This is a genomic window from Moorena sp. SIO2C4 (assembly GCF_010672485.1).
GTDB lineage: Bacteria > Cyanobacteriota > Cyanobacteriia > Cyanobacteriales > Coleofasciculaceae > Moorena > Moorena producens.
Map to the genome: position 1 here is coordinate 1 of NZ_JAAHGN010000218.1, position 8,618 is coordinate 8,618.

General features: G+C 43.6%; 5 protein-coding genes. 2 read left to right on the top strand and 3 right to left on the bottom strand.

What is annotated here, in order from left to right; all coding sequences use genetic code 11:
* A partial coding sequence (locus tag F6K20_RS13805) for an ABC transporter substrate-binding protein (RefSeq protein WP_287295015.1) occupies positions 1-983 on the bottom strand: 983 nt, incomplete at its 3' end.
* A gap of 891 nt (positions 984-1,874) precedes the next feature.
* Here F6K20_RS13805 and F6K20_RS13810 point away from each other — a divergent pair.
* Positions 1,875-3,434 (top strand): hybrid sensor histidine kinase/response regulator, encoded by a 1,560-nt coding sequence (locus tag F6K20_RS13810; RefSeq protein ID WP_131827023.1) that lies wholly within the window; start codon positions 1,875-1,877, stop codon positions 3,432-3,434.
* 531 nt (positions 3,435-3,965) lie between these two features.
* Here F6K20_RS13810 and ftsH2 read toward each other — a convergent pair.
* Positions 3,966-5,852, bottom strand: a complete 1,887-nt coding sequence (gene ftsH2, locus F6K20_RS13815; protein WP_287265107.1) for an ATP-dependent zinc metalloprotease FtsH2 — start codon at positions 5,850-5,852, stop codon at positions 3,966-3,968.
* A 480-nt stretch (positions 5,853-6,332) separates the two neighbouring features.
* On the bottom strand, positions 6,333-7,544 hold the full coding sequence (gene cpcD/petH, locus F6K20_RS13820) for a bifunctional rod-capping linker CpcD/ferredoxin--NADP reductase PetH (protein ID WP_287250785.1): 1,212 nt from the start codon (positions 7,542-7,544) through the stop codon (positions 6,333-6,335).
* A 568-nt stretch (positions 7,545-8,112) separates the two neighbouring features.
* Between cpcD/petH and F6K20_RS13825 the strand changes: the two genes are divergently transcribed.
* Positions 8,113-8,618, top strand: a 506-nt coding sequence (locus F6K20_RS13825; protein WP_287295017.1) for a phosphoribulokinase, incomplete at its 3' end; no start/stop codon positions are given.

The following is an 8,618-nucleotide window of genomic DNA, read 5'->3' on the forward strand; positions in this document are numbered from 1 at the left end:
TGGTTTGCCAAAAATCTTGCCACATCTATCAACGGCGACCGTAAGTAGGAATCACTCTGCTTATTTCCTAGCATCTCCAGATTGGCACGAGCGTCTGGGATACTAATGCCTTTTAGATCAGCAGCTAGGGCATCCGGCTTAATTTTCAACTCCTTAGCTGCGATCGCTAACCCTTCCGATGGATATTGATTGAGAAACCCTAGTCCTTTGAAAACCCCTTTGACAAAGGCTTCCACCGCCTCTGGGTTAGCTTCGATATACTCAGTGGCAAACAGATAAACATCCGTAATCGCTGTTGGTATTTGGGACGAGTCATAGATAATGCGTCCATCAGGTTGAGCCAAGTTAGCCTGTTTTAGGAATGGTGCATAGGTAACAGCAATGTCCACATTCCCCACCTGGTAAGCTGCTGCTGCTCCGGCTGGATCCACATTCACCAAGGTAACATCAGCTTCACTCAACCCAACTGCTGTGAGTACTTTTAGTAGAAAGAAATGGCTAACTGCCCCTTTTTCAACAGCAATCTTCTTACCCTTAAAGTCCTTAATGCTACTAATACTGTTGCGGGCTAAGATGCCATCCCCACCAACGGAGTTATCCTCTACCAAAACAATGCGATAGTCTTTGCCCTTAGTTGCCAATAAGACTGCTTCAGAAGTTACAGGAGCAATAGCATCCAGTTTTCCTGCTAAAAAGCCAGAGATATAATCGGGATTATAGCCAAAGGTTTTCAGGTCAACCCTTAGCCCCAGTTCCTGAAAGAAGCCTTTTTTGAGCGCAATCAAAAGAGGAGTCAAACCAATCCAAGTGGTCACCCCTAGAGAGAAAGACATCGATGGGCTGGGCTTAGCATCACCCAAGTCATTGCCAGAAGATGTTTGCTTTGGGGGAGTACATGCCCCCAGGATAAAGGTGCTGGATGCAAAGATTAGCCATTGCAGAGTTTGACGCCTTGACAACAAGTTGAGTCTTTCTAGAACCATATCATCTTCCGTTATATCCGTTACATGGGTTAACCCATCCGTTTCCAGTTAACTTTTCCCTGAAGACGGTATATAAAATAACATTTTTTTAGATTTTTGGGGTGAGGGGTTGCACCCCTCATTATTTGTGTTATATTTAGATCAGTAGATGCACCCTGATGATTAAGAGAGCCGCAGTTGTGACTCTCTTATTTTTTTTTAGGGTCAGAGGGGCAGAGTGGGAAGAAGCAGACCAGAGGAAAAAAATTTGGTGTGTGCCTCACTAAAATTTGGGTAGGCTATGCATTGGCTTAAGTTGACTATTGCTAGTCCACAGTCAACAGTCCACAGTCAACAGTCCACACTTTGAGTAATTTCTTCTAGATCTTAATTGACTGCAAGCTCAAAAAAATCCCCAACAATACGGTTTTAGCAACTAGAGATGATCCAGGAAGATAAAGCAGGGGACTTTTAAACCTTCTCAAACTACTATCTGATTTGATTCGTCAAATAAATTGTTCCTGTGAGCATCATCCTTGTGCAGGTAAGATGCCTGTGCTAAGGTTGACAACTATAGTAATGTTTATCAATATATTTACAAGTCCGTTAGGTTATTGCGTCAGTTAACAATGCTGAAATTGAGGTTTAATAACCATTTGTTTATTATTTTAATTTTAAATTAATACCTTAATTAAATCCAAAACTAGTGAGAGGATATCTGAAAAGTTTTTTGATATTGAATTTTGCCCCCCTGACCCCCCAACTTTGGGGGAAGAGTCCATTTGCTTCTAAAAGTCCCCCAGAATTGGGGGATTTAGGGGGCTTGGATGTAGCAAATGAGACTTCTCAGACAACCTCTGAGATAAACCGTTATTAACGCTTACTATAATAACAGTATAAACTAGCTTAAATATGATGAATACTGAACAAAACAATGCTCCTATAATCCTGGTCGCCGATGATGATAAACAAACCCGGATAATGCTGCGTACAATTATGGAAAATGAGGGATATAACGTCGAAGATGTAGGAGATGGGCAGCAGTGTCTGGCAGCTTATACTGAGCTAAAACCCGATATAGTCTTGCTGGATGCTATGATGCCAGTGATGGATGGGTTTATGTGTTGCGCCCAAATCCAAAAGCTACTTAAAAATGAATCAACACCAGTATTAATGATTACTGGACTTAATGACCAAGCTTCCGTTGATTGGGCATTTCAAGTCGGAGCAACGGATTATATAACTAAACCCATCCAACCATCAGTTCTAAGGAAGCGTGTCCGTCGTCTGATCGAAGCTAATCGAGCAGAAAAAACCTTACGGGAGAGGGAGAAACAATATCGTTCTGTGGTAGAAAGTGTTAAAGAAGTGTTTTTTCAAATCGATGCCACTGGACACTGGATATTTCTCAATTCCGCCTGGACTACTTTCACTGGCTTTACTGTAGAAGAAAGTCTAGGGAAAAATTGCCTAAAATTTATTGATCCTGATGATCAGGAACGTTATCAACAATTGTGGCAGTCTCTAGTCAACGGTGAAAAGGATTCCTTTAAACATGAAATAAGATATGTTACCAAAACAGGGAAGTGCCGCTGGGGGGAGATTAATATTCATTCAAGCTTGATGATTGATGGTGTGGTTACCGGTTTTTCTGGTATGCTACAAGACACCACTGAACTTAGAAAAGCTCAAGCTTTAGAAAAAGAGAAAATCAAATTGGAAGCGGATATCCAAGAACGAGAACGTCGCTCAGAAATCATTCGTAAATCCCTAGAACAGGAAAAAGAACTCAGTGAACTTAAATCTCGGGTTATTAGTACGATATCTCATGAGTTTCGTACTCCAATGATGATGATTCAATCGTCTACCGAATTGCTAGCTAAGTACAGTGAGAAATTGTCAGAAGATAAAAGACTGAAACATTTTCAACAAATTGGATGGGCAGTTGAACACATGAATCAACTCCTGACCAATGTGATTTTCCTAGATAAAACTGAATCAGGGGAACTTGATTGTCATCCTGAATACTTGAATCTAGAGAAACTATGCCAAAAAATTATTAATAATTTACAGGTTACTTTAAGTAGTGACTATAAAATAGATTTTTCTACTCAGAGTAATTCTAGTCAAGTTAATTTAGATGAACAGTTAGTTGGACAAATTTTGACTAATATACTATCTAATGCGGTTAAATATTCTCCCCAAGGAGGCATCATTAAGTTTGACGTATTTTGTCAGCCAGAAGAAGCAATTTTAACTATTCGGGATTCAGGGATTGGTATTCCGTCAAAAGAAAAGCAACGAGTGTTTGACTCTTTCTATCGAGCCACTAATGTTGGTGCTATAAAAGGAACAGGATTAGGTCTGGCTATTGCTAAAAAATGTGTTGAATTGCATCGGGGTAAGATTAACCTGGACAGCGAAGTTGGTGTGGGAACAAAGTTTCAAGTAATCTTGCCATATTTGGATTAATCAATATAGCGGTTTTAAATTGGGTGAGGTAGTTTAGTAAAGGGAACAGCGGATCTGGGAACAGCGGATCTGGGAACAGGGAATAGAGAGCAAGGGGAAGAAAATTGGCGTTGCTGATTATGCGTATGGTTTTGCCCCCTTAGCCCCCCAATTCTGGGGGGAACAAAACTATCAAAGTCCCCCAGAATTGGGGGATTTAGGGGGCTTTAATAAAACCAAATGATCGCACATTCATTCCTTAATTCAGCAACGCCAGAAAATTCGCTATACTTGATTGCTCAAGAAAACCGCTATATTCAATGAACAAAATTACAACAATCCCCGACTTCTGAACAAGCCGGGGAAGCATAGTAGGTATTGGCATGGGTTCGATGCCCACTCAACTACCAATTAAATTTTGCTGTAGCCTTAACCATTAGATCCTCTAAAATCAGATCAACAGGCTGTTTGTTAAGGATTCACGGTCAACCTTCAACCTTCAACCTTCAACCTTCAACCTTCAACCTTCAACCTTCAACCTTCTTCAAGCCCTTATAACTGAGGTACATACTGTGGCTTCTCAGGCACATCGGTGTACTCAGCCACAATTTGACGGAACTCCTCACCATCAATAGTTTCTTTCTCAATCAACAGATCCACCAATCGGTCAACCGCATCTCGATTATCTCGAATGATATCTCGTGCTTCTTGATGGCAATGTTCTACAATTTGACGAACTTGCTGATCAATCCGAGCAGCAACCTCTTCAGAATACTCTGCCCTAGACATTAATCCGGCACCGAGAAAGACTTCTCCCTCTTGGCTTTCCAAGGACAGAGAACCTAAGTCACTCATGCCGTAGCGAGTTACCATTTGCCGTGCGATTCCAGTCAATTGCTGCAAATCACCACCGGCACCAGTAGTGACTTCCGCATCACCGAATACTTCTTCTTCCGCAGCTCGACCGCCTAACGCTCCAGTAATGCGAGCCAAAAGCTGAGATCTGGTAATTAAACCTTGCTCTTCACTAGGAGTAAACCAGGTTAGACCTTGAGCTTGTCCCCGGGGAATCAGGGTAACTTTCTGTACGGGGTCGTGATCCTTGACTAGGGTACCAATAATAGCGTGACCAACTTCATGATAAGCAATCAATCGCTTGTTCTTGCTATCTACCAGGGGAGTACCTTCCATCCCAGCCACTACCCGGTCAACCGCATCATTGATTTCCAGCATTGTAATCGCTTCTTTGCGACGGCGAGCAGTCAGGATAGCAGCTTCATTGAGCAGGTTGGATAAATCAGCACCAGTGAATCCAGGGGTCCGTCTTGCGATCACTTCAATGGAAATTTCTGAAGCCAGTTTTTTATCCCGAGCATGGACTTCCAAAATCTTAATCCGCCCTTTCAGGTCTGGGGGATCCACCATCACCTGGCGGTCAAAGCGTCCGGGACGTAACAGAGCTGTATCCAGCACATCCGCACGGTTAGTAGCCGCAATCACGATAATGCCGGTGTTTCCTTCAAACCCGTCCATTTCCGTCAGCAATTGGTTTAGGGTTTGCTCCCGTTCATCGTTACCACCACCAATTCCAGCTCCCCGTTGCCGTCCTACCGCATCAATTTCATCGATAAATATCAAGCAAGGGGCATTTTCCTTAGCTTTTTTGAACAAGTCACGAACCCTAGAGGCACCAACACCCACGAACATTTCCACGAATTCGGAACCAGAGATGCTAAAGAAAGGCACTCCTGCTTCACCAGCGATCGCTTTAGCTAAGAGGGTTTTACCAGTTCCAGGAGGACCGACGAGCAGCACCCCTTTAGGTATTCGTGCTCCGACAGCGGTAAACCGTTCCGGTTGCTTGAGGAATGTAACTACTTCTTCGAGTTCCTCTTTCGCTTCTTCGATACCGGCGACATCATCAAACAGGACCCCAGTTTTCGCTTCCATCATGAACCGCGCCCGGGATTTCCCGAAATTCATCGCTTGACCAGGACCACCATTCATGTTGCTGGAGCGACGGAATAGGAAAAATAATCCTGCAATCAAGAGAATCGGAAAAATTAAATTCCCCAGCAGTCCCCAAATTGCCCCATCATTGCGAGCGGGATGGGATGTCAGAGCAACATTAGACTCTCTAAGCTTAGAAATCAGTTCCGGCGCACTAATTGGCAGATCTACTCGCAGCCGTTGTAAGCGGTTATCAAGATCCACATCCACAGCTTCTACAATCGCTGTGCGACCACTATCATAGAGGTCAACACTAGTGACTCTACCGGAATCAATATAGTCCAAGAAGCGACCATAGGTCATGCGAGTACTGGCGGTATTACTACCCATATTCCCGGTAGTACTGGCAAATGTTCCCTGCCAAAAGAAAAAACCAATGACTAGGGCAGGTAATGTCCAGAGTAGGAGTATTCTCCAAGAAAATTTCATGTTTTATTCGCCTCTATTACTGGTAACGAATGCTGGTATCACCCTGTTAGGGAGGATCTGATTACAAAGCAAATCAAGATCAAAAATCGATTCAATACCCTAAAACCGTTTGCCTATAGTATTAGAACTTACGAAGTTTAGTTGGTTTTGCCCCCCTGCCCCCCAATTTTGGGGGGTAATGATGTCAAAGTACCCCAGAATTGGGGGATTTAGGGGGCACTTGCGTAATTCCTGAGTATTTTTGTATTTTTGGTCAATACCTTTGAGGGGTATTGCCACATAACTCGTGATAACACAAGTTATTGTAACGTTATTTTAACTAAATTTAACATAAATCTCATTCTGTGAGCAAGGTAGTTAGAATCAACTCAAATAAACAGTAGCGCGCCTGTGTCCCTCAGCCCTATGGCCAAAAGAAACAGACGCGCTAGTTTGCTCTAAATCCTCCTTTTGGAGGATTTACTTTATACCAGCCGTAACCTAGTAGGTTTCAACGTGCCAGCGATGTGCTTTCTTCATTTGCTGTCTGTATGTAGTCCAATCTACATCCTCCTTAGCAGCTGCAGCAGTCAAAGCCTCATCAATACCACCTTCCATACCTTTTAATCCGCAGATGTAGGTATGGGTGTTTGGTTGCTGCATCAGCTTCCACAACTCGTCAGCATGTTCCGCCACCCTGTGCTGGATATACATCTTGCCCCCTTCAGAATTCTTCTGCTCACGGCTAATGGCATAGGTGAGGCGGAAGTTATCTGGGTTATTCTGCTGCATTTCTTCTAAATCATCTTTGTAGAGGATGTTAGGGGTAGTAGAAATACCAAAGATCAGCCAAGCCAAGCCCTTGAACTTGTAATCTTCGTGCTGCTCTTTAAACATCCGCCATAGGAAAGCGCGGAATGGTGCAATACCAGTGCCCGTTGCCATCATGATGATATTGGCATTGGGGTCCGATGGCAGCAACATCTCCTTACCGACCGGTCCAGTGATTTTAACATCATCCCCTGGATTCATATTGCACAGGAAAGTAGAGCAAACACCGTTTACGGTTTCCCCAGTTTCCGGATGTTTGTACTGCAGCTGTCTGACACACAGGGATACTGTCTTATCATCCAGGTCATCGCCGTGACGAGTAGAAGCAATGGAGTACAGACGAAGCTTGTGGGGTTTGCCTTTGTCATCAGTACCCTCGGGAATAATACCAATACTTTGACCTTCGAGATACCGCAGATCACCTCCAGAAAGGTCAAATTTGAGGTGACGGCAATTACCAATACCCCCTTCCCGGACTAGTTGTTCGTTTGATATACACTTACCAATGAAGGGGTTTTTGGGTCGATAGGTATTGACAGGGATATCATCTTTGGCCTTTTTGGGTTTCGCTTGAGTCATAGGCTTAGTTGTGTTTTCTGACTGGGTAGGCTTAGTTGTGTTTTCTGACTGGGTAGGTTGTGTTTGAGCCACTGACCCATTAGCGGCACTACTGGATAAAGGTTTAATGCTTACAATCTTCCCTCCCATGCGAGCAATACGCTGCATTTCCTGCTTCATGCGGTTATAGGGCACCGTCAACAAAACTGTGCCACTCTGACGAATCGGTCCATTTTGACGAAGACCGACTACCTCATAAAGGTAAGTGCGACTACCAAATTCTGTAACAGTGCTGGAATTAGTAGACTCGCTAGGACTGTACATTGCTTCTATTGCTCCAAACCAAACTGACTATGTATTGCTAACTATGTATTGCTAAGACTTGCCTTGGCACCACAAACAGACTCACGGTCGATGGGTGAGCGGCTAGCTAGTAATAACCCCGAATAATGCCTTATTAGCGTAACATTGTAAAGCTATGCCCAGTAATGTTTTTGGTTTATCAGGGAGAGAATTAGTGTAGAGGCACTGGTAGGCACTACTCTCAAGTTACATGATCAGTAACTCAAAAACTGTAAATCCTGAGTCAGTTTAATTTTTTCTTTAAAAAATGCCCAACAAACCTTAGCATAAGTACTAAGCGAGGTAATGCTACTGACAATCAGCCTTGTATAAGCAATCTGGTTTTGGTAGAATCCACTATGAGCAGCTAGTAGTAAATACTTAAGCAGAGCTTGGCTTTGGTCTTCCCTAGTGGTTAGTACTTAAGCGAGTGGATTTATGGTGGCATGTTATCAAGCACCACTATAAGCGTGTGTCAGATTGCTCCCAGGCTTGGGCTTTGGCTTACTGAAAACTGATTTGAGAATATGTTTTACGTTAGAGGGAAGATATGACCACAGATCTGGAGAGGGTGGTAGTTATAGGAGTTGCTGGAGACTCAGGATGCGGGAAATCAACGTTTCTGAAGCGTTTGACCGACCTATTTGGCCAGGAGTTCATGACGGTGATTTGTCTGGATGACTATCACAGTCTGGATCGCAAACAGCGCAAAGAAAAAAGGGTTACTGCCCTTAATCCTAAAGCAAATAACTTTGACTTGATGTATGAGCAAATCAAAGCGCTAAAAGAAGGTCGGGGCATAGACAAACCTATTTACAACCATGAGACCGGTGAAATTGATCCACCAGAACGGGTTGAGCCAAATAAAGTCATAGTCATTGAAGGTCTGCACCCTCTTTATGATGAGCGGGTGCGTGAGCTGGTTGACTTCGGCGTTTACCTAGACATTAGCGATGAAGTCAAAATCCAATGGAAAATCCAGCGGGACATGGCTCGCAGCGGGGATTCCACCTTACTCAGCTCGTCCGGCATCGCAATCCGCACCAGCGCGTCGCC

Coding starts and splice junctions, on each gene's coding strand:
- cpcD/petH (WP_287250785.1), bottom strand. CDS start 7,544: ATGTACAGTCCTAGCGAGTCTACTAATTCCAGCACTGTTACAGAATTT.
- ftsH2 (WP_287265107.1), bottom strand. CDS start 5,852: ATGAAATTTTCTTGGAGAATACTCCTACTCTGGACATTACCTGCCCTA.
- F6K20_RS13810 (WP_131827023.1), top strand. CDS start 1,875: ATGATGAATACTGAACAAAACAATGCTCCTATAATCCTGGTCGCCGAT.